The sequence below is a fragment of the Rhodococcus sp. 05-2254-5 genome (assembly GCF_002258575.1).
Classification (GTDB): Bacteria; Actinomycetota; Actinomycetes; order Mycobacteriales; family Mycobacteriaceae; genus Rhodococcoides; species Rhodococcoides fascians.
In genome coordinates, this window is sequence record NZ_NOZG01000007.1 from 327265 (window position 1) to 352389 (window position 25125).

The window sequence follows — 25125 nt, forward strand, 5'->3', positions numbered from 1 at the left end:
AAGAAATAGCGCGAGAGGAGGAAACGCCCGGTGAGCCAGCGGGAGTGGATCGAGAAGGACTTCTACAAGGAGCTGGGCGTTTCCTCCAGCGCTACTGCAGAAGAGATCAAGAAGGCGTACCGAAAGTTGGCGCGGGACAACCATCCCGACGCCAATCCCGGCAACGCCGCGGCCGAGAACAAGTTCAAGGCGGTCAGCGAGGCGCATGCCGTTCTCGCCGACCCGGCCAAACGCAAGGAATACGACGAGGCCAGGCGGCTGTTCGCGTCCGGTGGCTTCGGTAGTCGCGGCGGAGGCGGATTCTCGCCCGGCGCAGGCGGATTCGGCGGCGGCGGCGGCCAGACCTTCGACGTGGGCGACATCTTCGGTCAAGGCGGTGGCGGCGACGGCGGCATCGGCGATCTGTTCGGAGGTCTGTTCAATCGCGGCGCAGCCCAGCGCCCGCAGAGCAACCGTCCCCGACGCGGCAGCGATGTGGAAACCGAGACGTCGCTGCAATTCCGTGAAGCAGCGCAGGGTGTGACGGTCCCGTTGCGGTTGACCAGTCCGTCCTCGTGCACCACGTGCCACGGCAGCGGTGCGAAGCCCGGAACCAGCCCGCGGGTCTGCCCCAAGTGCAACGGCCAGGGCGTCGTCAACCGAAACCAAGGCGCGTTCGGCTTCAGTGAGCCCTGTGACGACTGCCGCGGTACCGGATCCATCATCGACGACCCGTGCGTCGATTGCCGCGGCACCGGAGTGCAGAACCGCACCCGCACCATCACCGTGCGAGTACCGGCAGGCATCAGCGACGGCCAGAAAGTACGACTCGCAGGCCAAGGCGAGGCCGGGCTTCGCGGAGCACCGTCCGGCGACCTGTTCGTCACCGTTCGAGTCAAGCCCGACAAGGTCTTCGGCCGCACCGGCGACGACCTCACGGTGACCGTGCCGGTCAGCTACGGCGAACTGGTCCTCGGCACCACTCTGTCGGTGCCCACCCTCGAAGGACGCGTGGGCGTCAAGGTGCCACCGGGCACCGTCGACGGCCGAGTGCTACGGGTGCGTGGACGCGGCATCCCAAAGAAGTCCGGTGCAGGCGACCTGATGGTGACCGTCAAAGTTGCCGTCCCGCAGAAACTCGACGATGCTGCTACCGACGCTCTGAAGACCTATCTGGAAGCCGAGAAGGCCAGCGGATTCGACCCGCGGGCCGGGTGGGCAGGTGTGTGATGTCGGTCCCTCCCGAGGGCGGTTCCGCGAAAGCCGGTGGGGCACAAGGTGATCCCGACGCGCAGATCTTCGTGATCTCCGTCGCGGCTCAGCTGGCCGGTATGCATGCGCAGACGCTGCGCACCTACGACCGACTGGGCCTGGTCATCCCGCACCGCACCACCGGCGGAGGTCGACGCTACACACCGCGCGACGTCGCACTGCTCCGTGAGGTGCAGCGACTCTCGCAGGACGAGGGCGTCAACCTCGCCGGCATCAAGCGCATCATCGAACTCACCAACCAGGTCGAGGCCCTGCAGGCCCGGGTCTCGGAACTGGCGCAGGAGGTAGCGAACGTGCACGCGAGCTATCGCCGCGATCTGGTGCCGATCCAACGCAACGCCCTGGTGGTCTGGAAGCCGAAGCACCAGCGCTAGGTTCGCCGCCTTCCCCGCAAACGCGCGCGCATTTGTCGGGTGCGCGCAGATTTGCCAGTGATTCGGTCACTATTCCGCGCGCCTTCCCCGCAAACGCGCGCGCGTTTGTCAGGTGCGCGCAGACTTGCCAGTGATTCGGTCACTATTCCGCGCGCGTTCAGCAAACGCGCGCGCGTTTGCGGCATCGGCAGCGGCGAACCCCGCGCGCGTTTGCGAGACACCCGGCATCGACCCCTATCCTGGTCCGCATGCAGGCGTGGAATTCGACAGTCGTTCAGTACCATCGCCTTCGGAACGACCTCGCGGTGATCAGGCTCCAGGGCGACGCGATCCCGTTCAGGGCCGGGCAGTCGGTGTCCGTGACAGTTCCTCAGAACACTGCTCTGACGCGGCGATATTCGCCCGCCCTGCCGCCGTCGCTGGACGGCAAGCTCGAATTCCATGTGCGCGCGGTACCCGCGGGGTGGGTGAGCGGGTCGATCGTCAACGAGACCCGGCCCGGTCATGTCTGGCAGATCAGTGATCCGCAGGGCGGTCTGCACGTCGACGATTCCGGGCGTGACGTCGTCATGATCGCGGGCGGTACCGGTCTCGCTCCGTTGCGCGCGATTCTGCTCGATCTCACCCGCTGGGAGCGGCCGCCGAATGTGACGCTGTTCTTCGGCGGCAAGTCGCCGCGCGATCTCTATGCAAGCGACATGCTGTGGTTGATGGCGGCCGAGTTGCCGTGGCTGACCGTCGTTCCCGTCGTCGATCAGCTGCACGAGCCGTGGGCCTCGGACCGCTGGAACGATCGCATTCACGAGGAAATAGGTTCCACCACATCGTTTTTCGAGCCGGAGCACTGCTGGGAGGGTGCTATCGCCGACGTCGTCGCGGTGCAGGGGCCGTTCCCCGACCGTCAGATCCTGGTGTGTGGTTCACCCGGCATGGAGGCCGCCACCGTGCGCGCCCTCGTCGAGATCGGAACCCCGCTCGCAGACATTCGCCGCTGAAGCCGAAGCAGAAGACGAAGCAGAAGCGCCGCCCCACCACATCAGGGCAGTCGCAGTATTCGACGCAGATGCGCCAGGTCCTCCGGCGGTAGTGCCGTGAATTCCGGCGGCGGGGCGTCGGCGATCGTGCGGGCTTTCTCGGCGAGGCGGCGTCCGGTATCGGTGAGTCCGATGATGCGTCGTCGACGATCGTGGGGGTCCTCGGTGCGCACCACCAGGTCTCGCTGTTCGAGTTCGCGCACGTTCAGAGATACGTAGGGCACGTCGGAGGCGAGCAGATCGGCGAGTTCGGTGACCGTCCGATCGCCGGCTAACAGCTTGATCAGCAGTTTCGCCCGCAGGAAGCTCATCCCGGTGGCCTCGGCGACGGCCCGTCGAGTGTCGTGTACCTCGAGCATCAGCGCTCGCATCTCGCGCCAGATCTGCGCTGCTTCGCTCGTCATACGAGCACCGGTTGGTCGATACGTTCGGCGGTCGATCGTGCCCACCGGCCCGTGGTGACCAGCGCGAGCACGGTGACGACCACGCCTGCACCGGCGATGACGAACCAGGCGGGCACGGCGGCGGCAGTGAAGCCGTCGGAGATTTCTCCGACGATGCTCGCGGTGACGATCGATCCCATGACGGCCACACCGAGCGACTGACCCACCTGCCTGCTGGTCGACGCGATGGCCGAGGCCACGCCGGCTTGGCTGCGCGGCATCCCGGACACTGCGGTGTTGGTGATCGGGGCGTTGACCATGCCGAAGGAGATTCCGAAGATCACGTATGCCGTCGCCAACCAGGTGAAGGATGTCGTCGGCGTCGTTCTGGTGAGCATCAGCGCCGAGACCACGAAGCCGAGGCCGGCCACGAGCAGGGGGATGCGAGCCCCGAAGCTGCCGACGATGCGTCCCGATATCGGCGCGAAAATCAGCGTCATCAGTGCCATCGGCAGAGTGTAGAGACCAGCGTGCAGAGGTGAGTAGCCGCGAACGTCCTGCAGGTACAGCGTGTTGAGGAACAGGAACCCGCCGAGGGACGCGAACGCACACACGGCGATCACCGTAGCGCCACTGAACGGTGCACTGCGGAAGAACTTCAGCTGGATCAGCGGTTCATCGATTCGCGATTCGACCACCAGCAGCCCGACGAGAGAGCCGATCGCGACGGCACCCGTGAACACGATCAGCGGTGATCCCCAACCCTTCGCGGGACCTTCGATGATGGTGAAGACCAGGGACGCGAGGAACGCGAAGATGAGGAACTGACCTAGCGGATCGAACTTCCTCGCGTGCTCGGCCTTGGATTCCGGGACGAACTTCAGTGTCATCGCCAAAGCGAAGATCCCGACGGGGACGTTGATCCAGAAGATGGACTGCCAGCCGGCGCTGGTGACGAGCACGCCGCCGAGTGCCGGTCCCGCGGACATCGAGATTCCGACGACGGCACCCCACATGCCGATCGCGCCGGCGCGCTCTTTGGGGTCGGTGAAGGTGTTGGTGATGATCGACATCGCGACGGGATTCATCATCGAGCCGCCGACGGCCTGCAGCATCCGGAAGGCGATGAGCCAGCCCAGCGACGGTGCGACGCTGCACAGCAGCGAGCCGAGCACGAACGTTCCGGTGCCGATCAGGAAGAAGCGTTTGCGGCCGTACTTGTCGGCCATCGAGCCGCCGAGCATCAGCAGAGATGCCACGACCAGCGTGTATGCATCGATGATCCATTGCAGACCCGATACCGATGCATTCAGATCTGCGCGCATCGACGGCAGCGCGACGTTGACGATCGTGTTGTCGGTGCTGACGAGAAACAGGCTGAGGCAGCAGATCCCGAGCACGAGATATCGGTGTCGTCGAGTCAGCTCGGCCACGTGCACCTCCGCGTATTTGCTTGTACATCTACAACTATTACATGAGTACTCCTAACTTGTTCGACGAGCAAGTGGCGTCGGGCTGGTCGGCGCCCGATAGGGTGTGTGTCACAGGCTTGCTCGACCCCCGATACCTGCTCGGTGAATGGAGAAAACAGTGGCTTCCGAGATCGCACCAGGCGACCTGGTTCAGGCGTCCGGGCATGCAGGCCCGTGGAAGGTGCTCGAGATTCGTCAGGGGTTGGCGTTGCTCGAGCATCACGACGGGCACCGGCTGTCGGTCCGTACGACGACGGTCGAGGTGGTGCGCAAGGCATCGCCGCGCGAGGGATCGGCTCCGCTGGAAGAGGCGGAGTCCGAGAGCCCCTCGCTGTTCGACGAGAGCTGACCTAGCGCCGCCCACCGTCGGCTGCGTACTTCTGCCGTAGCGACTTGGTCATCTGCTTGTATTCCCTCAACTTCTCGCTGCGCGCCCGCGCATCGTGGCGCGACGTTGTCCAGGCGTTCTCCCGCAACAGCTTTCGGTAGTTACCCAGCCGGCGTTCGGAGAGTTCGCCTGTCTCGACGGCGGCAAGAACGGCGCAACCGGGCTCGTGTGCGTGCGCGCAGTCGCCGAAACGGCACAGTGCGGCCAGCTCGTCGATATCCGAAAAGGCGCTCGCCACTGCGTCTTCCGATCCTTGTACACCCACCGATCTCAATCCGGGAGTATCGAGCAGGGTCAGTCCCAGTCGTGGTACCGGAATCAATTCCCGACGCACCGTCGTGTGTCTGCCCTTGGCGTCCGCCTCGCGAGTGGTGCCGGTGGCGAACGCGGTGCTCCCGATCAGAGCGTTGCCGAGAGTCGATTTACCCGATCCCGACGGCCCGATCAGCGCGACCGTACCGTGCAGATGCGCTGTCAGCGAGTCGATTCCATCGGCCGACACCGCGCTGGTGCTGCAGACGGTGACACCCGGCGCGGCGGCCAGTACCGACTCTTCGGTGACGCGTCCGCTGTCGGTCTTGGTGATCGCGACGACGGGTACGCCGCCGCTGCCCCACGCCAACGTGAGGTAGCGCTCGACGCGACCGAGATCGAGGGCAGTGTCCGACGCGACAGTGACCACGACAGTATCGACGTTGGCACCGAGAACCTGTGCGGCCGAGGTCGATCCGGCACTGGCTCGAACTATGGCCGTTCGGCGGGGGAGGACGGCAACGAGCCCGTGGTTCCGGCCGGTGAGTGGCCGGAGTGCGACCCAGTCGCCGGTGCAGGTAGCGGTACCGGTGCCGCGTACTATTCCGTGCTCGGTGACGGCGTCGAATTCACCGCGGTCGACGCGAACCACGCGGGCGAGAACTGCGCTGTGAGAATGCTGTTCGAACTCGTCACGCCAGTGTTGGTCGTGTCCGTATTCGAGTAGAGAAGACATGCGAGAAGTCCTTCGTGGAGGAGGTGTGAGGGCTCGGGTGTGTTCTCGTCCAGGTGGCCACGATGCCCACCTCCTCACTTCTCGTATGCACAAAACCGTCGACGGCAAACTAGCAGCCGTCGACGGTGGGGGTAAAGCGATTTATCTGACGAGGTTGGTGCCCTCGGCCGGTTGTGCCAGAGCGGACAGGAACGAGCGAGCCCAGCGGTCGACGTCATGGGCGAGAACCTGCCGGCGCATGGCTCGCATGTGACGCTTACCTGCCTCGGGTTCCTGTTCGAGCGCTCCGGTGATGGCGTCCTTCACGCTGTCCAGATCATGGGGGTTGCACAGGTACGCCTGGCGCAATTCCGCAGCAGCACCGGTGAATTCGCTGAGAACCAGCGCGCCACCGAGATCGCTGCGGCAGGCCACGTACTCCTTGGCGACGAGGTTCATGCCGTCGCGTAGGGGAGTGACCAGCATGACGTCGGCAGCCACGAAGTAGGCGAGCAGGTCCTCACGGGGAATGGGACGGTGCAGGTAGTGGACCACCGGGTGGCCCACCTGGCCGTACTCGCCGTTGATGCGTCCCACCTGCTGCTCGATCTCACCGCGCATGGCGACATAGCTCTCGACGCGTTCACGGCTGGGCGTCGCCAATTGCACGATGACGTTCTCGGCCGGATCGACTCGGCCTTCTTCGAGCAACTCTCGAAATGCGTTGAGCCGAACGTCGATTCCCTTGGTGTAATCCAGTCGGTCGACGCCGAGCATGATCCGTTTCGGATTGCCCAGGTCTTTGCGCAACTGCTTGGCGCGGTCTCGGACGGCTTTCGTGCGCGACTTGGTGTCGAGGTCACCGGAGTCGATGGAGATCGGGAACGCTCCGACGCGTACGGTCCGGAACCCCACCTGGACGACGCCGAGCTTGGACCGCACACCGACGGTTCCGCGTGAGGTGGTTCCCCCGGCGAGGCGTCGGGCAAGGTAGAGGAAGTTCTGCGCGCCGCCGGACAGATGGAAACCGATCAGGTCGGCACCGAGCAGTCCTTCGACGATCTCGGTGCGCCACGGCATCTGCATGAACAGCTCGATCGGCGGGAACGGGATGTGCAGAAAGAAGCCGATGGTGAGATCGGGCCGCAGCATCCGCAACATTTTCGGGACGAGCTGGAGCTGATAGTCCTGAATCCACACCGTTGCGCCCTGCGCGGCTGCCTCGGACGTCTTCTCCGCGAAGCGACGATTGACCTCGACGTACGCGTTCCACCAGTCGCGGTCGTACTCCGGCTTGACGATGACGTCGTGGTACAGCGGCCACAGCGTGGCGTTGGAGAAGCCCTCGTAGTACTGGGTGTATTCCTTCTCGCTGATCGGCACCGGACGCAGGTGCAGGTCGTCCTCGACGAACGGCTCCACGTCGACGTCGGATACGCCGACCCATCCCACCCAGGCACCCTTGTTGGCGCGCAGGATGGGCTCGAGCGCAGTGACCAGCCCGCCGGGGCTGCGCTTCCATCGTGTGCTGCCGTCGGGAAGTGTCTCCAGATCGACCGGCAACCTGTTGGCTACGACGACGAAATCCGAACCCTGCGAGGCGTCAGCCACAACTGTCCAATCCGCTTGTTGATCCCTGGGTAATCAGCCCTGCGAAAACCTGTCAGTCGGTCTTCGCTACGGGGTCTATACCCAGCATCGACAACAACATGCGGCACTCGTCTGCATCGGTCGCATAGGCGGCGACGACGCGCTGGGCCTGACTGGCGGTCTCGTACTCGAGTGGGACGATGTCTTCGTCGGCGATGTCGTTGTCGGTCGATGTCTTGGCAGGCATGGTGATCTCCGTACTCTCTGCTGGACTTACTCGGTGTTCGCTGGTGCCAACTCTATGTAAATGTGACACCCCATCGCCACTTCCCGATGCCATAGGCTGCAGCGAATGACCGATTCTGTCTCGCTTCACCATGCTCGAAACGTGGTGGAGGCACCTTTCCCGGCCACCGGTGGCGCGATTCTGCGCCGCACCGTACGACGTCGTCGCACCCGCTTGATCGTCTCGTCCCTGCTCTTCGGGGTGCATCAACTGTGCGAAACGATGGTTCCGGTCGCGATCGGTCTGATCGTGTCGCGGGCGATCGACACCGGCGACGTAACGGCGATGATTATCTCGTTGGTCGGTCTCGCGGCTCTGTTCGTCACACTGTCCTACGCCTGGCGCATCGGTGCCCGCATCATCGTCGTCGCCATCGAGCGTGAGGCCCACGATGTGCGGGTGGAGGTCGCCGGCCGCGTTCTCGACCCACGCGGACTGCGCACCGATCTGTCGGCCGGTGAATTGCTGACGGTCTCGACGTCCGATGCCGAGAAGGAATCGTGGATTCTCGACCTGATCGCGCGAGTCTTCGCGTCCGCAGTGGCGGTGGTCGCGTCCGCGGTGGCATTGCTGATCATCGACATTCCCCTCGGCCTGGCCGTCGTGATCGGTACTCCGGTGATCCTGATCGCGCTCCAGCGCCTCGCCCCGTTGCTCACCCGCGCGGCCACCGCACAGCAGGCCGAGATCGCCGGGGTATCGGGAATGGCCACCGATCTGGTCAGTGGAGTGCGTCCGCTGCGCGGAATCGGAGCCGAGGACGCCGCGACCCAGCGGTTCGTGACGTCGAGCCGAACGGCACTGGCGGCCACGCTGAGGTTGGCCCGCGCCAACAACGTCTATCAGGGCCTGGCGGCGGCGGTCAACGCGTTGCTGGCCGTCGGAATCGCCGGTACCGCAGGCTGGTTCGCGTTGCAGGGTCGCATCTCGGTCGGCGAGCTGATCACCGTCATCGGGCTCTCGCAATTCGTCATCGAACCGCTGACCGGGTTGTCCAAGGTCCCCGGCGTGGTGGCGATGGTGCGTGGCTCTGCCGATCGGCTCGCACTCGTACTCGGTGCCGACCACGTTCTGCCGCAATCCGATTCCGCTGTGCCCTCGGGTACGGAACTCGCCGTCGACGAGGTCGGGTTCCGTTCGCTCGACGGCCTCACCTTCTCGGCTGCACCCGGCGAGATGCTCGGAATCGTCGCCTACCGGCCGCAGGACGGGGAGGCACTCGCCCAGGTGCTCTCCGGTCAGATCTCCGAGTCCGACTACGCCGGAACGGTACGGATCGGCGGCGTCGCAACAGGAGACATCGATCTCCGACGCGCCCGCGAGACCGTGCTCGTCGAGCCGCACATCACCGACCTGTTCGCCGGCACCGTTCGCAGCAACGTCACCGCAGGTCGCGCGCAGCCCGACGCCGAACTCGCCCGCGTGCTCGAGGCATCCGCGGCCACCGACGTCGTCGAACTGCACGAGGCCGGGCTCGACCACGCCGTCACCGACCGCGGTGCCAGCCTCTCCGGTGGCCAACGTCAACGAGTCGCGTTGGCGCGGGCCCTGTCGGTCGACGCCCCGGTGCTGGTGCTGCACGACCCCACCACCGCGGTCGACGCCGTCACCGAGCACACGATCGCGCGCGGCATCGCCGAGCTGCGACACACCGGCAGCGCCGCGCAGACCACGATCCTGATCACCACCAGCCCTGCGCTGCTGTCGGTGACGCATCGCGTGCTCGTCGTCGACGACGGCCGCGTCGTCGCCGAAGGAACCCACCACGATCTCGCGTCCTCGGACGCGCAGTACAAGGAGACGGTGCTGCGATGACCGCGCCCGAACTGCTTCCCATCGCCACCGGTGCCCGGTCGGGGAAGTGGCTGCTCGAACAGCTGAAACTACGACGGGCACGAACGGCAGTGACGCTGCTCCTCGGCGCGGTGGCCGCGGCGATGTCGCTGGTGCCGGTCTATGTGCTCGGTGTCTTGGTCGACCGCGTCCGCGACGGGGCCGACTCGTCGACCATCGTCGGGGTCGTCGTCGTGATCGCGGTGGCAGCGGTCATCGGCGGTGTTGTCACCGGCTTCAGCGGCTACCTGATCAGTACCCTCGGTGAGGGCATCCTGGCGTCCTTACGGGAGGCTGTCGTCCGACGCGCTCTCCGCCTGCCGGTGGCCACGCTGGAGCGAGTAGGCAAGGGCGACTTGCTCTCCCGCGTCGGCGACGACGTCGCAGTAATGGCCAAGTCGATCGGCGAAGTGATTCCACAGCTTGTCGGAGCATTCCTGCTGGTGTGCCTGAGCATGATCACGATGCTCGGAATCGACTGGCGTCTGGGGCTTGCCGGTCTGGTGGCATTGCCGATGTACGTGCTCGCGCTGCGCTGGTATCTGCCCCGATCGGCTCCGCTGTATGCGGCCGAACGAGTCGCTATGGGCGAGCGAGCCCAGTCCTTCGTCAGCAGCATGCAGGGCGCAAAGACGGTGCGCGCCTACGGACTCGAAGCGGAGCACCTCGGTGAGGTGGATCGAGCGTCGGCGAAAGCCCGCGACATCGGCGTCGACGTCTTCCGCCTGTTCACGCGCTTCGGCTCACGCAGCAACCGCGCCGAATGTGTCGGCCTGTCGGTGATCCTGCTGGCCGGATTCCTGCTGGTACGAGGCGATTACGTGACCGTCGGCGAGACCACGGCCGCGGCGCTGCTGTTCCATCGCCTGTTCAATCCGATCGGCACCCTGCTGTTCACGTTCGACGACATCCAGTCTGCCGGAGCTTCTCTGGCCCGACTGGTCGGTGTCGTCGACATTGCCGACGAGCGGCCGGTGGGCGACGGTTCCGTGCCTGCCGACGCCACCCTCGATGTCGTCGACCTGCGCCACTCGTACGACGGGGGTCACGAAGTACTGCACGGGGTCGACCTGCGTGTGGACGCAGGTGAGACGGTCGCGCTCGTGGGATCCACCGGTGCCGGGAAGTCGACGATCGCGGCCATTGCGGCCGGGTCCATGGCGTCGACGTCGGGCACGGTTCGTGTCGGCGGCGCGTCGCTGGACTCGTTGGGCCACCAGGGTTTACGCCGGCATGTCGCGATCGTCAGCCAGGAAGTGCACGTCTTCGCCGGCCCACTGATCGACGACGTGTTGCTCGCGGCACCGGACGCCGGCCGCGACGACGTGGAAGCCGCACTGCGGACCGTCGGTGCCTGGGGATGGGTCGAGGCGCTCGAGAACGGCCTCGACACCGCCGTCGGCGAGGGCGGTCACCAGTTGACCGCGGCGCAATCGCAGCAATTGGCTCTGGCGCGGCTGGTTCTCGCCGATCCGGCTGTCGCGGTGTTGGACGAGGCCACCGCCGAGGCCGGCAGCTCCGGTGCCCGTGAGCTCGAACTGGCTGCGGAGGCGGCGACGAGAGGCCGCAGCACATTGGTCGTGGCGCATCGCCTCACCCAGGCCGCTGCAGCGGACCGCGTCGTTGTGCTCGAGCACGGGAAAATCGTGGAGCAAGGTCCGCACGACGAGTTGGTCGCTGCCGGTGGGCGTTACGCAGAGCTGTGGGAGGCGTGGCAGGGTCGCTGATTGCTATAGTAATTTGCCTATAGCTATTAGTTTTGGCTACGGTGTCCTCGGAAGATGGAGGAGGCCGACATGGCACGCGCAGGATTGACCGCGCAGCGCATCGTGGCAGCAGGAGCGGATCTGGCCGACGAGGTCGGCTTCGATCGCGTGACTGCCAGTGAGTTGGCGCGACGCTTCGACGTCAAAGTGGCGAGTCTGTATTCGCATCTGAAGAGCGCGCATCAGCTCAATGTCGGCATCGCTCTGCTGGCGTTGGAAGAGCTGGCCGACCGGGTAGCAGAAGCGTTGGCAGGCAGGGCAGGCAAGGACGCGTTGGTGGCAGTGGCCGACGCGTACCTGGTCTATTCGCGCGAGCATCCCGGGCGATACGCGGCGACCCAATTTCCTCTCGACCACGAGACGGCGATCAACAGTGCCGGGGTGCGGCACTCGGCAATGATGAAGGCGATCCTTCGTGGGTATCACCTGAGCGAGGTGGATCAGGTACATGCTGTTCGATTGTTGGGCAGCGTCTTTCACGGTTTTGCCAGCCTCGAAGCGGCCGGCTCGTTCGCTCACAGTGCACCCGACTCACAAGAGTCGTGGGCCCGAATCCTCGACGGAATCGACACACTCCTACGGCAATGGAGGCAGGAACCATGAAGCCGATCTCCGAACGCGACATCAGATCGTCGTTCGTCAACTCGTCCAAGGGTGACGCCACTCGGCTTTCCCTCCCCGATATGTTCGACGAAACGCCGTGGGAGGATCTCGATTTCCTCGGCTGGGGCGACCCGAAGCTGGCGGGACGGAGCTACATCGTCGTACCGCAGGAAGATCGACTCCGTGCAATTGCGTTGCGATACAAAGCGGGTGGACCGCGGACTGCGCAGATGTGCAGCATCTGTCTCACCACCCACGCCAACGGCGGTGTGTCGCTGATGGCCGCTGCGAAGGCAGGGGAGTCCGGGCGACGCGGCAACACCGTCGGTACCTACATCTGCTCGGATCTCGCATGTTCTCTGTACGCACGCAAGAAGAAAACACCGGCCCTGGGACGACAGTTCAAGGAGGACTTCGACGTCGACACCCGCACTGCGACGGTGAAAGACAATATCGACGCATTCCTCGCTCGTGTCCTCGGCTGAATGTCGCTGCGCTCCCGTCGTGCGCGTTGTGCGCCCTCAGAGGTACGCACAACGCGCACGACCTAGCTCTTTTGGCTGGACCGCTGTGGCCGCAAAGCTGTGAAAAGCCAGGCCGCTGCCGCGACAATTGCAAGTCCCCAGCCCGCAATGCCGGCCCCGGGGAAGTCCAGTCTTGGGACGGCTAGAACCCCGAAGATCACCAGAGTGGCGAACAGCGGCGAGAGTCTGTGCCGGGCGCGGTTGGGTGGACTGGACTCGGGTCCCGTTTGTCGCATGCGCATCTACCCGCCTTGTCGATGTGTTCGGCGAACCTACAGTAAACCGGTAGGTCGGTCTTCAATGGCGCACCCCGGTTGATACCCATGGAGTGTGGCGCAACGGTCGTAGCGCGTCCGAGGATTGGCGATTTGCCTAGCACGGGCCACCGACAGGTTCCGGTTCGCGAATCCTTATGCACAGCAGTAGTTTTCGGTTGCACCATCGTCGCGCGTCGAACATCTGTTCGATACACTTGTCTCCATGACCACGGAGATCTGGCAACTGAGCGAAAGCGAACTCCTCGCCGACGCCGCTGCGGTCTCCCACAAGATCCAACTGCTCGAAGCACGCCGCATCGCCCTCGTCGCCGACATCGACACCCGCGTGAGCCGAGAGAAGCTCGGCTTCCCCGGACCCGCAGGGTGGCTGACCTCCACCACCCTCCTCACCCCGAGCAAAGCGAACAAGATCGTGGCCCTCGCTCGCGGGTTGAAGAACTTCCCCGACATCGCCGACGCCGTGAACACCGGCAGCATGACCGTCGACCACGCCGCCCTGATTCTCACCTTCGCCGAAGCGCCACCGAAGAACCTCCCCCAAGAGGGTCGCGATATCGCCCGCACCGCGATGATCACCGCCGCCACCGGGCCCGGGGCACGCACCGACAACATCCGCGAAGCGATCACCAAACTCGAAGACACCTACGGCGGCAACAAGCCACCACCGGAAGACACCGACCGCAACGAACTCTTCGCCTCGAAAACCCTCAACGGACGTCTCGTGGCGAAGATGGATTTCGATGCGATCACCGGAGAAAAGCTGCTCACCGCGCTTTCACCGTTGACCGAACCCCGCCCTGCCGCCGACGGCACCCAAGACGAACGCAGTCCCGCACGGCGACGCGCCGACGCCTTCGGGCACATCCTCGACCGATACCTCGCCTCCAGTAACCGCCCCACCGAAGGCGGCGAAAAACCCCACGTCAACCTGCACATCCGGTTGCAGGACCTCACCGACCTCCGCGACAGTGCCGAGGACATAACAGACGACGAAACCTCACGCGCAGCAACAGAATCCGACACCGAGACCGACGCAGCAGATCCGGTCGACATCAACACCGGCGACCCCATCGACACCGACGCAGCAACCGAACCGGACCACGAAAACGGCAGCGGCAGTGGCGATTGCGGTGGAGGTGATGCTGCAGCCGACCGCGGCGCATATCGGGACCTGTTCGGTGACGGCACGTCGGTCGGTTGGCTGCCCTGGATGGGACCGCTCTCCCGCAACACCTCCCGCCAACTGGCGTGTGATTGCCTTCTCACCGCCATCGTGATGGACGAGAACGGCAACCCACTCAACCTCGCCCGCACCGCCCGGACCGTCACCGCCAAACAGAAACGCGCGCTGACTGCCCGCGATCACGGCTGCGCGTTCCCGGGCTGCGGCAAACCCGCCGCCTGGACCGAAGGTCACCACATCTGGCACTGGGCCGACGGCGGCCCCACCGATATGGACAACCTCGTCCTCCTCTGCGGATTTCACCATCGACTCGTCCACCGCTCCGACTGGGAAGTGTTCATCGGCACCGATCAACACCCCTGGTTCGTACCGCCGGCATCCGTCGACCCCTACCGACAACCCCGACAATCCCACGCCCGAGCAGGCCCCCACATCGCATAGGCTCGCGCAAACACACACCCGCCCCACACAAACACTCCAGCCCCGCACCGAGAACACGGTGCGGGGCTGGAAGGGGTTGTAGCTGAGCTCGTTTCGAGAGAACCGGGCTGTCAGTCCTTGTTCTTCTCCGCGATGAACAGCTTCTCGATGCGCTCTGCCTCGTCCTTCTTGGCGTCGGCTTCCTCGGATCGCTCTGCGGCCTCGGCCAATTCGGCCTCGGACGGTGCTGCAGCCAGCTTCTCCTGCTTGTCGACCTGAGCCTGCTGAGTCTTCTTGCGGTCCTCGGCTGCCTTGGCGGCCGCGGCAGCTTGCTCGTCGGCCTTTTTCTTCTTTGCAGCCGCTTCGCGTTCGGCTTCCTGGGCGGCCTCGCGCTTGCGCTGCTCGGCCTCCTGTCGCGCGTCGCGGGCCGCTTCCTGGGCTGCGGCGTCGGCGGCCCGCCGGTCCTGCTCGGCGGTCTCACGAGCCGTCTTCAGGTCGGCGTCCGCGGCAGTCTTCTTCGCACGTGCCTCGGCGTCCAGGCGTGCTGCTTCGGCGCGGTTCTCGGTGCTGTCGACCAGAGTCTCACCGCGATCGGCAAGACTCCTGTCTCCCAACAGGTTTCCGACAGCACGATCGAGGGATCCGAGCGTGTGCTCGTAGGCGAGCCGCGCCGGTGATTCCGCATCCATCTTCACGACGACGTTGGTCTCGATGAGCTGCAACGGAATTCGTGCGATCTTGTACTGAAGTCTCAGGATGGTCAGTGGTAGGGCCAAAACACTCATGTAGTCGAACTCCTAGATCAGCAGTGGTGGGTCAAGCCTGGTTGCGAAGCTCTTCGGCTTTCTTGCGGTCGGCTTCGGCCTGCAGCAACGCTTCCTGGTGCTTTTGCGCAGCCACCATTTCGTCCGCATCTGCCGCGGCCTGCTCGGCTTTGCGCTCCTCGGTCGCTTCGATCTGTTCGGCCGTTGCGTCGACCTCGGCTGCCGCTCGTTCCCGCGTCACGGTCTCACGCTTGTTCTGCTCGGCCGCGGCCACCTGGGTCTCTCGAACGCGGTCTGCGTTCGCCTCGGCAACTGCCGCGTTCTCTTCCGCGGCCTCGCGTCGACTGTCTGCCGCAGTCCGCACGTCGGCCAGCTCCTCGGCGGCCTCGGTGGCCTGTGCATCGGCGACGCGTTCGGTGGCCTGCGCCTCCTTGCGTTCGCGAGCCTGAGCGGCCTGCAACTGGCCCTCGGCCGTCAACGAGTCGTTGCCGGTGACAGCGCCGACGACCTCTTTGGCTTTGCCCTTGATCCCGTCGAGCATTCCTTTGCGTGCTTCGCCCGCTACGTTCTCGTCAGTCATGTAACTGCAGGTACCCACTGGCTGTTCGAGTAACCCCACGTCGACCTCGGACGATACGATCGCCGACGAAAGCATCAGCAGTGAGGAGACGTATGCCTATCGCGAAGATCAACGGCATCGACGTGAACTACCAGGTCAAGGGCAGTGGAGACCTGGTCGTTCTGATAATGGGCACCGGCAGTCCCGGCCGAGTGTGGGAACTGCATCAGGTACCGGCCCTCCTGGCGGCCGGCTACCGGGTGTGCACCTTCGACAACCGCGGTATCGCGCCGTCGTCGGAAAGTGCGACCGGTATCACCATCGACGCCATGGTTGCCGACACCGAGGGCTTGATCGAACTGGTCCGCGACGGTGCCGAGAAGGCCTTCGTCGTCGGAACGTCGATGGGCTCTCGCGTCGCACAGGAGTTGGCTCTGAAGCGTCCCGATCTGGTTCGCAAGGCGGCGTTCTTGGCCGGGCACGCGCGGGTCGACGAGTTCCAGAAGACTCTCGCCCAGGGCGAACGGGCGCTGTACGACAAGCGCGTCGAGCTGCCGGGCACGTACTCGGCCGCGGTGACGGCGGTGATGAACCTGTCGCCCGCCACGTTGCGTGATGCGCGAACGGCTCGCGATTGGCTCGACCTGTTCGAGTTCTCGGCATCCTCACCATCCGCCGGGGTGCGCGCGCAGCTGGGCATGGACGACGATTTCGACCGCACCAACGCCTACCGGGCAGTGTCGGTGCCGTGTCTGTCGGTCGGGTTCGCCGACGATCGGATGATCCCCGCCTACCTGGGCAAGGAGCTCGCCGACGCGATTCCGGGGGCTCGATACGTGGAAATCGCGGACGCTGGGCACTACGGATATCTCGAGCGTCCCGAGGCCGTCAATGCGCACTTGCTCGACTTCTTCAAGGCCTGACGCCACCTGAGCACGACCTGCGTTGCTAGGGTCGTGTGGCACCTCACGGTGCAGACTTACCAATCAAACGTTCGCGACGAGTGAGGCGAGATGAGTACCAACCCGTTCGATGACGAAGACGGACGCTTCTTCGTGCTGGTCAACGACGAAGATCAGCATTCGCTGTGGCCGACGTTCTCCGAGGTCCCTCAGGGGTGGCGTGTCGTCTTCGGTGAAGACACCCGCGCTGCGTGCCTGGAGTACGTCGAGAAGAACTGGACCGACATGCGTCCGCGCAGCCTGCGTGAGGCCATGGAGGCCGACGCAGCTGCCCGCGCAGGTGCTGAGGGAACCCCCAGCACCGAGGCCTGAGTTCCGCCTTCTACGAAGGACTCGTACCGCGCCGCCGACGAACCGTCGGTCGGCGCGGTTCTTCTCTGCGGCGAAGCGTCGGGCGTAGTAGTTCCTCGGTGCGTGCCAGGATCCGGGGTCGACGCAATGTTCGCGCACCCCACTCACCCAATGTGACGCCCGCAGCCAGGCCACAGCCGATGCCGAACGCCGCGAAGAGCGAGCTGATACCGAGCAGCAGTTGGTCGTTGAGAATCGCGTACAGACCCCGGTAAAGCGAGAGACCGGGCAGCAACGGAGTGATGCCGGCGACGGCAACGATGAGCGGCGGAATGAGCGCTCGACGCGCGAGGAGACCACCGGCGAATCCCACGACCGTGGCCGCGATGGCAGACGCGATGATCGGACCCACAGCCAGTGTCTGCGACATCAAGTAGACGAGTGCGCCCGCGAAGCCGCCCATGAACGCTGCCGTCAGTGCGCGCCGCTCGGCGTAGCAGGCGAGCGCGTAGAACAGAGACGCGGCCGCGCCGGCCAGGACCTTGGTGGGCACCTGTGTGATGTCCGGGGGAGGCAGGTTGCTGATCTGCGGCAGATCGCTCCCGATCAGGGCCGCCAACCGCAGCGACGTGGCGACGCCGGCAATGATGCCGCCCGTCATCATCAGCACCTCGAAGAATCTGGCCGACGCGGTGATCGGTGCTCCGGTGATCGCGTCCTGTACCGAGCCGACGAGCGAAAGCCCCGACAGCAGCACCGTCACCCCGGCACCGATGATCACCGACGGGGAGATGTCGATATTGAGCTGATCCTGAAAGTTGTACAGAGTGATCGCCGGGGTGGCAGCGACGAATCCGCCGACCACCTGCTGAAAGAAGAAGGGCAGTCCGGCGCGGTTGAGGATGCGGCCGATTCGGTCGATCACCATCGTCGTCAGGAAGCTGACGACCGCGACCAACGCGCCGCCGCCGAGCAACACACCGATCGCCGCCGCCATGCCGGCCCACGCGAAGGTCGCGATCCACCGGTTGTACGGGTGCGGGGCCGAGGTGATCTCGTCGAGGCGGTCACGCGCGATGCTCGCCGGGACCACCTTGACGCGCACCGAGCGAATAAGTCGGTCGACCGCGGCCAGCCGTGTGAAGTCCATCGAGCGGTAATGGACGATGCGCATCGTCGACGCCGGCGGCCGCGTCGGACCGCGATGTGCGCTCAGCGTGATCGAGTTGTACGTGACGTCGACATCGCATCGCGCGAGGCCGTACGTCGCGGCGATGAACTGCACCTGCGTCGCCGTATCCACCGCAGACGTGCCCGACGCCAACAACACCTCGCCGACACGAACGGCCAGCTCGAGGACCTCGGCGACCGTCGCGTCGTCCGTCAGATCGATAGGGCGAAGAGGTGACGGCGCGGCGGTCGGTGTATCGATGGTGGCCCGACGCTCACCGGTGAGACGGCTCAGCGAAGCCGTCAGGTCTTGCAGGAAAGTCATGACCGTCTTTACGTTGCTGGGGTGATCCACCGACAAGGTACCTGTTGTCGCTGAGCGTCCGATGAACGGTATGCTTGGCTCGCTTCACTGCCTCCTTAGCTCAGCGGTAGAGCACTCGCCTTGTAAGCGAGCGGTCAACGGTTCAATCCCGTTAGGAGGCTCTCTTGGCTCCGATTCCGTCCCTGGGATCGGAGTTTTTACGTTTTCGTCTCGGATCGGCTCCTCAGTTTCGGATACCCGACGCCGATGGGAGTCAGGTATCCGAAACGGGGGAGCTGATTGAGTCGACGGGGCGGATCGACGCCCTTCGTCGGAATCCACACCCTTCGTAGGAGGTGTCGATTCCGATTGGGGGCGTGAATTCAAGTCATCGCTGCGCAACCGCGGGCCCACCACATCGCCACGGGTCGGAATACGAAGAGCCGAGTCGTCGTTGACTTCATCGACGGTGTTCGATCCCAATGCCCCGGGTACCAACCATCAGCCGCTACGAGCGGCCACCTGCCGAGAGGCGCACTGGCGAACACCGTCACCCAATACTGATCAGAGCCGCGCACCCAGAGGTGCGCGGCTCTGTTCGTTCCACAAGCCCGGTATCACTGCTTGTCTTGCTTCTCCGCGGAAGCCATCGAACCCATTTCGGCGGCGAATTCTGTCGCCATGGCCTTCGAGAGTGCCTGCGCAGCCGACAGCGGACGCACCATCACGGTGAAATTGTCGATCAGGCCGTCGGAGTTCAGGTGGAGGATGTCGCAGCCGTGGACGGTCACGTCGTCGATACGGGTCTCGAAGAACAGGACGTGATCACGGCCGCCGATGTCTTCGACGGTTTTCACGTAGCGAAGGTCCTCGAAGACGCGGGTGACGGCGCGCAGAATCGCCGCGGTCGTTTGCTTGCCGCGGTACGGCTTGAATGCGACGGGGGAGCTGAAGACGACGTCCTCGGCCAGGGTGGCGGCCATGGCGTCGTGATCGTTGGCCTCGACGGCCTGTCGGAACTGCTGCACGCGTCATCTCCTGGGTGGGGCCAGGGCCTGAGACACCCTCGGCTGGTGACCGAACCATACACAATTTTGCGACTATGAACGGGTGATCGGCGTTTTCATCTGCGTCCCGCGCGGGTGTCGAGAACTTCGAGGACACGGGCACCCCAGCGAAGCGATTCCTCCTCGAACATCCGTCCGCGCATCAGGGTGAGATACGGGCCGATGCGATCGGCGGTGGCCAGGAACTCGGTCTCGGTACGTCCGTCGAGCAGGCGGTGCGCCATCCGGTCGTACCGAGCCAGCTTGTCTCGTGAGAGCTGCATTCGTTCTCGGATCGCATCGGTCATCGGCTCGAGGTCCCCGGCTTCGAGAGCGTGGATCGCAACCAGGTGCTCGTCGCGAATGGCCGGAAGCTTCGGTTGCCGATGGCTCACCTGGCGCAGCGCTGCGCGTCCCTTGTCGGTGAGGCTGAACAGGCGTTTGTTGGGTCGACCGTCCTGTTCGACCAATCGCGCCGAGATCACCTCGTCTCGATCCATTCGGTCGAGTTCGCGGTAGAGCTGTTGGGGAGTGGCAGTCCAGAAGTTGGCGACGGTTGCGTCGAACGCCTTGGACAGGTCGTAACCCGACATCTCCCCGTCGACCAGTGCGGCGAGCACAGCATCACGTAGCGACATGATCAAGGACAGTACCCGTCGCGAGGTGGCGGGCAGGCCAGATATTAGACAATTTGTTGTATATTGACGTCGAGTGAAAGAACGGTGGACGTGGTGGATCGGACGAAACAATTGCGATACGTAGCCCTGGGCGACAGCCAGACGGAAGGGCTGAACGACGGCAACGACGAAACGGGCTTTCGTGGTTGGGCCGATCGGCTCGCCGAGCACATGGCCGAGAGTGCAGACGAGGTCGTCTACGCCAACCTCGCGGTACGTGGTCGTAAGGCTGCGCAGGTCAAGGCCGAGCAGTTGCCGGCTGCGTTGGCGTTGAAGCCGACGGTCGCGTCCGTCGCGGCCGGTGTCAACGACATCTTGCGTCCGCAGTTCGATGCGCGGACCGTGGCAGGTGAAGTGGGCGCAATATTCGCCGCGCTCCGAGCGGCCGACTGCACCGTGATCACCATGACGTTCCCCCGCCTCGCTCACCCGGTCCCCGGAAGGACCGTCATCGCCAGGCGTATGACCGAGCTCAACGCCGAGATTCGCAGAGTCGCAGCCGAATCCGATGTCGTGGTGATCGACCTCGAGAAGCACGACGTGGCCTCCGATCCTCGGCTATGGAGTTGGGACCGACTGCATCTGAACGAGACAGGGCACGCGCGGCTCGCTGCGGCCGCCGCCTACGCCCTCGGTCTACCGGGCGTCACCGACGCATGGACTCTCCCGTTGGCACCGCTCGCCAGACCGCGCCTGCACTCCCGAGTTCGCGCCGACCTCACCTGGGCCGGAATGTTCCTCGCGCCGTGGTTGACTCGTCGGATTCGTAAACGCTCCTCGGGGGACAGTCGTACGGCCAAGCGGCCGGAGCTGACCGCGGTACTCGGGTAGAGCCGGGCGAACCGACGCGAGCAGACCTGGTGAATCAGAATCCCGGGCCGAGATCTGCAGTGTTATCGACCAAGCTGCGCCGCATCCAGCTGTACACCCTCTCGTCGTTGAGCAGGGTGAAGTGGTGCGCACTGTAGATCGCCAGACCGTCGTCCGGTCGAAGTCCTATGTTGCGGAGTTTGTTTCGGCCTCCGGCGCTGTCGGTACGGACCAGACCGTCGCCCACGAAGACTCCGACCGGGTTGCGCGGACTTCCGGTGACGACCGCGGACGCGTGATGATGACGCACCCGTTCCGGAACCGAGATGTCCATGGCAGCACCGACATCGAAGCTGTCGGTGTACCGAGCATGACCGTCCTCGTCGGTGATCGCTCCGTGGATCAAATCACGGATACCGGCACTTCGACGCGCCAGTAGGTTCGCGAACGGCCGGGTCTCGGGTACGAGTGCCATTGCGGCCGCGGCGACGTGGACGCCGTGGGCAAGCGGCGCGCCCAGATGTGGTGTCCCCAGAGTGAATACGTCCGTCAGCAGATCCACCCATCGGCGACCGCTTTCGGCGGCGTGATGAGAGGCGCTGCGTGAGACCAGCCCGCCCATGGAATGTCCGACCAACGTGATCCGCTGTACCCGGACGGGCCACGCCGGTACGAGCTGCTCCAGCAAGTCCGACAGGTCGGCACCATTGGCTGCAATTCGGCGTCCGGTGTTGTAGCGCAGAAAGATCGAGGTCGTCCCGGCTTCGGCGTCCAGCCGCTCTCCGTATGTGGGCCGGCCACCGAGCCGCCATGCGTATTCCGTTTCGACCAGCCCATGGACGAACACCACGAGGTGCGCTCCCGCAGTGGGAAACCCGGCGGCCAAGGCTCGGTACTCCGGGGGTACAGGGCGTCCGTCGACTCGAATCGACATCGGATGGGCCAGTACCCGGGCTGTTCTCTCCATGTCGTCGCCGATGAGACCGTTCAGAACGGCGATGGTCTGCGCGCCACGGCTGGTGTGCGACGGCGACGGCCGCGAGTCGTCCTCGGCCACGTCGTCGCCGTCGGTCAGGGAGCCGTCAGCCAGAGAGCCGTCGGTCAGGGAACCGACGATCTTGGCTGCGCCGGTGCAGGCGGCCGCGATGCTCGCGTACGTGCCGGCGGCGATCGCGTCGTGCATCAGTTGTGTCGGCAGGGCGGCGGGACCGATACCGAGCTTCACGGCAGCAAACGTGCGTCGTGCAATTGCCGAGTGGACCGCGCGAACGCCACCCGCAGCCGACGCCAACTCGCGAAGTGTGAGCTCGCCGAGCTCACCCCACTCCTGTGTGCGCCGAGATTTCTTCCCCGGTCCAGGTTTTGTCCCCACCGGATTCAGTGTACGCACGTCCACTCAAACTGCTGCCGATGCAGAATCGGCGTCTCAGCCCCGGCGGCCGACCACCGGGTTGAGCTCGGAGTTCGCGAGGCCACCGGGCTCAATGCCGGGGAGGAATTCTCGCCATGTGCCGCTGATCAGGGTCGGCGACTCTACGACGCGGGTGCCGTCGGCGAAGTAGGTGGTGGCCAGCGCGCGACGCGGCTGTGTCGTCCGGTTCGGGCCGGCGGTGTGGAAGCACAGCGCGGAATGGAACGACACGTCTCCCACGGCGAACGGCTCGGACTCCACCGCAACGTTGCGCGTGCGGAAACGCTGGGTGACGGCCTCGTCGTAGGAGGTGCCGACCTTGTCGAATTCCAGGTCGGCGACCTCGCCGAGAACGTCCCGTCCGCGGGCGAACGACAATGGACCCATCGGGCCAGGAATGGCCGACATCGGCATCCAGGCGGTGACGGCGGCGGTGGTCTGCAACGGGAAGTGCTCGGCGTCGTGGTGCCACGGTGTGCGTCCGCAGCCGGGCTCCTTGGACAGCGCATTGTCGTGGTACAGCCGAACGCCGGGCACGTCGAGCAGTGCCGCGGCCAACCCGCCGATCCGGGGTGACAGCGCTACGGCACGCATCAGGTCGTCGTGGAGCCACATCTGCTCGAGCGCGGTGAACCGGCCCGCAACGTCATTGCCGTGCTCGGCTCGCAGTAGTTCGTCGAGCCGCTCGGCGAGTCGACGTACGACGGCAGGCGAGAACACGGCGGGCAGCCGCACGAAGGCGTGACGGGCGAATGCATCGACGGCCGCCGGGTCGAGATCGTAGGGCTCGGTGAGTTCACGCTCGACTTGATCGTCGGTCGCCGCGTCGATGTCGGGCAAGCCGGGACCTTCGACCAGTTCTGCGGGTGCGGCGTCGTTCGCGGCCAGCGTGACGTACCAGTCCCACCAGTCCTGGTCGTTGCCCGCCCAGTCCTGGTCGATTCCGCCCTCGCGATTGCGTTCGGGCAGAAGCTCGTTGGTGGCAGGGTTGTTCAGAGCCACAGCAGGGCCGCCTCGTGCGAGAAGGTGTAGGAACCGGACGCGTCGCGACACGAAGCGAGGTAGTCACCGAGCACGGGGGCCGCTTCCATCTCGTCGAGGGACACGGAGTCGTCGAAGGCACACCGCTGCAGAAAGCCCTCGGCGACAGCGCGATCGGACGTTCCGGTGGTGTAGGAGACGCGCTTATCGCGCACGTCCGCGCCCGCGCGGATCAGCGCGTCGCGCACCTGCTCGGCCGTCGTGTACGGCGTTGCTTCGCGCACGCCGGCGCGGAAGGCATCGTAGAACGCGATGTAGTGGGAGGCTTCCGTTGCCTGCGCGACCAGACCGAGACCACCGGGAGCCAGCGCGGCCACGAACCTTTCGGCTGCGGCATCCAACTCGGCGGGAGGAAGGGCGTAGAGCGCGTGAGTGGCCCACACGACGTCGTAGCCTGCGTGATCTGCGGGCAGATCCTGCAGCGTCATCACCAGATCGTGCCGGGCGACGAAAGGCGCGGCCAGAGCTCCGCGTGCCTCGGCCACCGAGAATTCGGATGGGTCGAGCAGGTCGTAGGCGACCTCGGGTACCGCGGACAGGTCGGTGTACCGGCGGAGCGCAGTGGGGAATTTACCGCTGCCGCAGGCCACGTCGAGTAGCGACCAGCCCTCGTGAGCCCGGCCGGCGAGCAGCGTCGGCCAATCGGCTGCCAACGCCAGCTGGTGATAGTCCTCGGTGGCCAGGGCGTAGAACGCCTCCATACCCGTGCGGCCCGCCTCGCTCCAGTGCTCGAGACTGCGTTCGGCTGTGTCTCCGCTGCTCACGAGATTCCTCCTAGGAAGCCAACTACGACGCACCGGACGGGGCGTCATGGTTGACTCGGTCCAATGTCCAACATAGCTCCGAATTCGCCGACCGACACTGCCGTCGTGCTCATCGACGGATTGCGGGCGATGCGGCGCGGGGCCGAGGCGCTGGCGGGCCTGCCGCCCGAGTCCTACGCCGAGCACCATGCCGCCTTCGAGATGCTCTCCGATCAGCGCGGTCTGATCGCCCGGCACTTCGCAGATCGGCTGGCCGGGATGGGGAACGGACCGCTATCGGTGCTGTCGGTGGGCTGCGGGGACGGTTCGCTCGATGCCAGGCTTGCAGCGGGCCTGTTGCTGCGGGCACCCGGCCGCACGGTGCGGTACGTCGGCATCGACCCTTGGATCGGCAGTACCGAGCTCTTCGCCGCCAAGATGGCGGCGCTCGAGGCCACCGAACTCGACGCCCACGCGTACGTCGCATCGTTCGACGACGCACCCGTCGACGAGACTTTCGACGTCGTAATGTTCGTGCACTCGATGTACTACGTCGCAGACTTACGAGCAACGCTGCATGCCGCGCTCGCCCTGCTGCGACCCGGCGGCGAACTGTGGGTGGCGATTGCGCCGACGGCGGCGCTCAACGCACTCGTCGAAGTACTCGCTCCTCCGCTGGAGGGCCATCGGCAATGGTTCAGCGCAGATATCGAGAAAGCGTTCGTCGACGCCGAGATCGCCCTCGACGACACAGTGACTCTCGATGCGCTGGTCGATCTTTCCGCCGCGAGCGACGACGTGCTGGACTTCGCGGTGCAAGCCCGGTTGACGCCCGAGCTGCACGAGCCGGTGCGCGCCTACCTCTCGGCGGTATCGGTTCCGAATGCGGTTGGCGGGCTTCGAGTTCCGCATCCGGTCGATGTATTCAGAGCGACCCGTCACTGAACGCCTAGACGCCACTGAACGCGTTGACGCCGCTGGATGCGTTGACGCCG

The 25125-nt window shown here is 65.2% G+C and carries 26 protein-coding genes and 1 tRNA gene; 14 read left to right on the top strand and 13 right to left on the bottom strand.

What is annotated here, in order from left to right; genetic code table 11:
• Positions 1–30: 30 nt before the first annotated feature.
• The 3 genes from dnaJ (at position 31) to CH278_RS06860 (ending at position 2620) form a co-directional block, all read left to right on the top strand.
• The gene (gene dnaJ, locus CH278_RS06850; RefSeq protein WP_032371878.1) at positions 31–1209 is read left to right on the top strand and encodes a molecular chaperone DnaJ; all 1179 of its coding nucleotides are present in this window, start codon (positions 31–33) and stop codon (positions 1207–1209) included.
• Positions 1209–1625, top strand: coding sequence for a heat shock protein transcriptional repressor HspR (locus CH278_RS06855; protein WP_045841157.1), 417 nt, complete (start codon positions 1209–1211; stop codon positions 1623–1625). Before dnaJ ends, CH278_RS06855 begins: the two co-directional genes overlap by 1 nt.
• Before the next feature lie 248 nt (positions 1626–1873).
• On the top strand, positions 1874–2620 hold the full coding sequence (locus CH278_RS06860; RefSeq protein WP_094621510.1) for an FAD-binding oxidoreductase: 747 nt from the start codon (positions 1874–1876) through the stop codon (positions 2618–2620).
• A 41-nt stretch (positions 2621–2661) separates the two neighbouring features.
• Here the strand turns inward: CH278_RS06860 and CH278_RS06865 are convergent, their stop codons facing one another.
• Together CH278_RS06865 and CH278_RS06870 are read right to left on the bottom strand one after the other, a co-directional pair.
• Positions 2662–3063: a MarR family winged helix-turn-helix transcriptional regulator gene (locus CH278_RS06865; protein WP_032386479.1), complete on the bottom strand. Its 402-nt coding sequence runs from the start codon at positions 3061–3063 to the stop codon at positions 2662–2664.
• Entirely contained in the window at positions 3060–4475 is a 1416-nt protein-coding gene (locus CH278_RS06870) for an MFS transporter (protein ID WP_094621701.1), read from the bottom strand. Before CH278_RS06870 ends, CH278_RS06865 begins: the two co-directional genes overlap by 4 nt.
• Positions 4476–4632: 157 nt before the next feature.
• Between CH278_RS06870 and CH278_RS06875 the strand changes: the two genes are divergently transcribed.
• On the top strand, positions 4633–4863 hold the full coding sequence (locus CH278_RS06875) for a hypothetical protein (RefSeq protein ID WP_027495662.1): 231 nt from the start codon (positions 4633–4635) through the stop codon (positions 4861–4863).
• A gap of 1 nt (position 4864) precedes the next feature.
• Here the strand turns inward: CH278_RS06875 and rsgA are convergent, their stop codons facing one another.
• From rsgA to CH278_RS27405, 3 genes are all read right to left on the bottom strand, one after another.
• Entirely contained in the window at positions 4865–5890 is a 1026-nt protein-coding gene (gene rsgA / locus CH278_RS06880; RefSeq protein WP_094621511.1) for a ribosome small subunit-dependent GTPase A, read from the bottom strand.
• A gap of 141 nt (positions 5891–6031) precedes the next feature.
• Entirely contained in the window at positions 6032–7480 is a 1449-nt protein-coding gene (locus CH278_RS06885) for an alpha,alpha-trehalose-phosphate synthase (UDP-forming) (RefSeq protein WP_027495664.1), read from the bottom strand.
• 52 nt (positions 7481–7532) lie between these two features.
• Positions 7533–7706 (bottom strand): hypothetical protein, encoded by a 174-nt coding sequence (locus CH278_RS27405; protein WP_008710019.1) that lies wholly within the window; start codon positions 7704–7706, stop codon positions 7533–7535.
• Positions 7707–7811: 105 nt separating this feature from the next.
• Between CH278_RS27405 and CH278_RS06890 the strand changes: the two genes are divergently transcribed.
• The 5 genes from CH278_RS06890 (at position 7812) to CH278_RS06910 (ending at position 14373) form a co-directional block, all read left to right on the top strand.
• Positions 7812–9560, top strand: a complete 1749-nt coding sequence (locus CH278_RS06890) for an ABC transporter ATP-binding protein (RefSeq protein WP_179274476.1) — start codon at positions 7812–7814, stop codon at positions 9558–9560.
• On the top strand, positions 9557–11305 hold the full coding sequence (locus tag CH278_RS06895) for an ABC transporter ATP-binding protein (RefSeq protein ID WP_094621512.1): 1749 nt from the start codon (positions 9557–9559) through the stop codon (positions 11303–11305). Before CH278_RS06890 ends, CH278_RS06895 begins: the two co-directional genes overlap by 4 nt.
• Positions 11306–11374: 69 nt before the next feature.
• On the top strand, positions 11375–11947 hold the full coding sequence (locus CH278_RS06900) for a TetR/AcrR family transcriptional regulator (RefSeq protein ID WP_032367331.1): 573 nt from the start codon (positions 11375–11377) through the stop codon (positions 11945–11947).
• On the top strand, positions 11944–12432 hold the full coding sequence (locus CH278_RS06905; protein ID WP_094621703.1) for an FBP domain-containing protein: 489 nt from the start codon (positions 11944–11946) through the stop codon (positions 12430–12432). The genes CH278_RS06900 and CH278_RS06905 overlap by 4 nt, the downstream gene beginning before the upstream one ends.
• A gap of 519 nt (positions 12433–12951) precedes the next feature.
• On the top strand, positions 12952–14373 hold the full coding sequence (locus CH278_RS06910; RefSeq protein WP_094621513.1) for an HNH endonuclease signature motif containing protein: 1422 nt from the start codon (positions 12952–12954) through the stop codon (positions 14371–14373).
• 110 nt (positions 14374–14483) lie between these two features.
• Here CH278_RS06910 and CH278_RS06915 read toward each other — a convergent pair whose 3' ends face one another.
• Positions 14484–15137 carry a hypothetical protein gene (locus tag CH278_RS06915; RefSeq protein WP_032389807.1) on the bottom strand — a complete coding sequence of 218 codons (654 nt, stop codon included), beginning with the start codon at positions 15135–15137 and terminating at the stop codon, positions 14484–14486.
• 31 nt (positions 15138–15168) lie between these two features.
• Positions 15169–15696 (bottom strand): general stress protein CsbD, encoded by a 528-nt coding sequence (locus CH278_RS06920; protein ID WP_094621704.1) that lies wholly within the window; start codon positions 15694–15696, stop codon positions 15169–15171.
• Positions 15697–15788: 92 nt separating this feature from the next.
• Here CH278_RS06920 and CH278_RS06925 point away from each other — a divergent pair, with 92 nt between their 5' ends.
• Positions 15789–16598 (top strand): alpha/beta fold hydrolase, encoded by an 810-nt coding sequence (locus CH278_RS06925; protein WP_027495671.1) that lies wholly within the window; start codon positions 15789–15791, stop codon positions 16596–16598.
• 90 nt (positions 16599–16688) lie between these two features.
• On the top strand, positions 16689–16949 hold the full coding sequence (locus tag CH278_RS06930) for an MbtH family protein (protein ID WP_027495672.1): 261 nt from the start codon (positions 16689–16691) through the stop codon (positions 16947–16949).
• A 10-nt stretch (positions 16950–16959) separates the two neighbouring features.
• Here CH278_RS06930 and CH278_RS06935 read toward each other — a convergent pair whose 3' ends face one another.
• The gene (locus CH278_RS06935; RefSeq protein WP_027495673.1) at positions 16960–18423 is read right to left on the bottom strand and encodes a threonine/serine ThrE exporter family protein; all 1464 of its coding nucleotides are present in this window, start codon (positions 18421–18423) and stop codon (positions 16960–16962) included.
• An 89-nt stretch (positions 18424–18512) separates the two neighbouring features.
• Here CH278_RS06935 and CH278_RS06940 point away from each other — a divergent pair.
• A tRNA-Thr gene (locus CH278_RS06940) sits at positions 18513–18584 on the top strand.
• Between the two features lie 435 nt (positions 18585–19019).
• Here CH278_RS06940 and CH278_RS06945 read toward each other — a convergent pair.
• Both CH278_RS06945 and CH278_RS06950 read right to left on the bottom strand, forming a co-directional pair.
• Entirely contained in the window at positions 19020–19430 is a 411-nt protein-coding gene (locus CH278_RS06945; RefSeq protein ID WP_094621514.1) for a nuclear transport factor 2 family protein, read from the bottom strand.
• Between the two features lie 95 nt (positions 19431–19525).
• Positions 19526–20086, bottom strand: a complete 561-nt coding sequence (locus CH278_RS06950; protein ID WP_032369174.1) for a PadR family transcriptional regulator — start codon at positions 20084–20086, stop codon at positions 19526–19528.
• Positions 20087–20179: 93 nt separating this feature from the next.
• Between CH278_RS06950 and CH278_RS06955 the strand changes: the two genes are divergently transcribed.
• Positions 20180–20956 carry an SGNH/GDSL hydrolase family protein gene (locus tag CH278_RS06955; RefSeq protein WP_094621705.1) on the top strand — a complete coding sequence of 259 codons (777 nt, stop codon included), beginning with the start codon at positions 20180–20182 and terminating at the stop codon, positions 20954–20956.
• Positions 20957–20990: 34 nt separating this feature from the next.
• Here CH278_RS06955 and CH278_RS06960 read toward each other — a convergent pair whose 3' ends face one another.
• From CH278_RS06960 to CH278_RS06970, 3 genes are read right to left on the bottom strand one after another with little or no spacing between them, the layout of a single operon-like run.
• Entirely contained in the window at positions 20991–22307 is a 1317-nt protein-coding gene (locus tag CH278_RS06960) for an esterase/lipase family protein (protein WP_143536224.1), read from the bottom strand.
• 54 nt (positions 22308–22361) lie between these two features.
• A complete protein-coding gene (locus tag CH278_RS06965) occupies positions 22362–23348 on the bottom strand; it encodes a phytanoyl-CoA dioxygenase family protein (RefSeq protein ID WP_094621516.1) in 987 nt (328 codons plus the stop codon).
• A complete protein-coding gene (locus CH278_RS06970; protein WP_179274477.1) occupies positions 23339–24151 on the bottom strand; it encodes a class I SAM-dependent methyltransferase in 813 nt (270 codons plus the stop codon). Before CH278_RS06970 ends, CH278_RS06965 begins: the two co-directional genes overlap by 10 nt.
• 63 nt (positions 24152–24214) lie before the next feature.
• On the opposite strand from CH278_RS06970, the gene CH278_RS06975 reads away from it, so the two are divergent.
• On the top strand, positions 24215–25075 hold the full coding sequence (locus CH278_RS06975) for a class I SAM-dependent methyltransferase (RefSeq protein WP_094621517.1): 861 nt from the start codon (positions 24215–24217) through the stop codon (positions 25073–25075).
• Positions 25076–25125 lie beyond the last annotated feature (50 nt).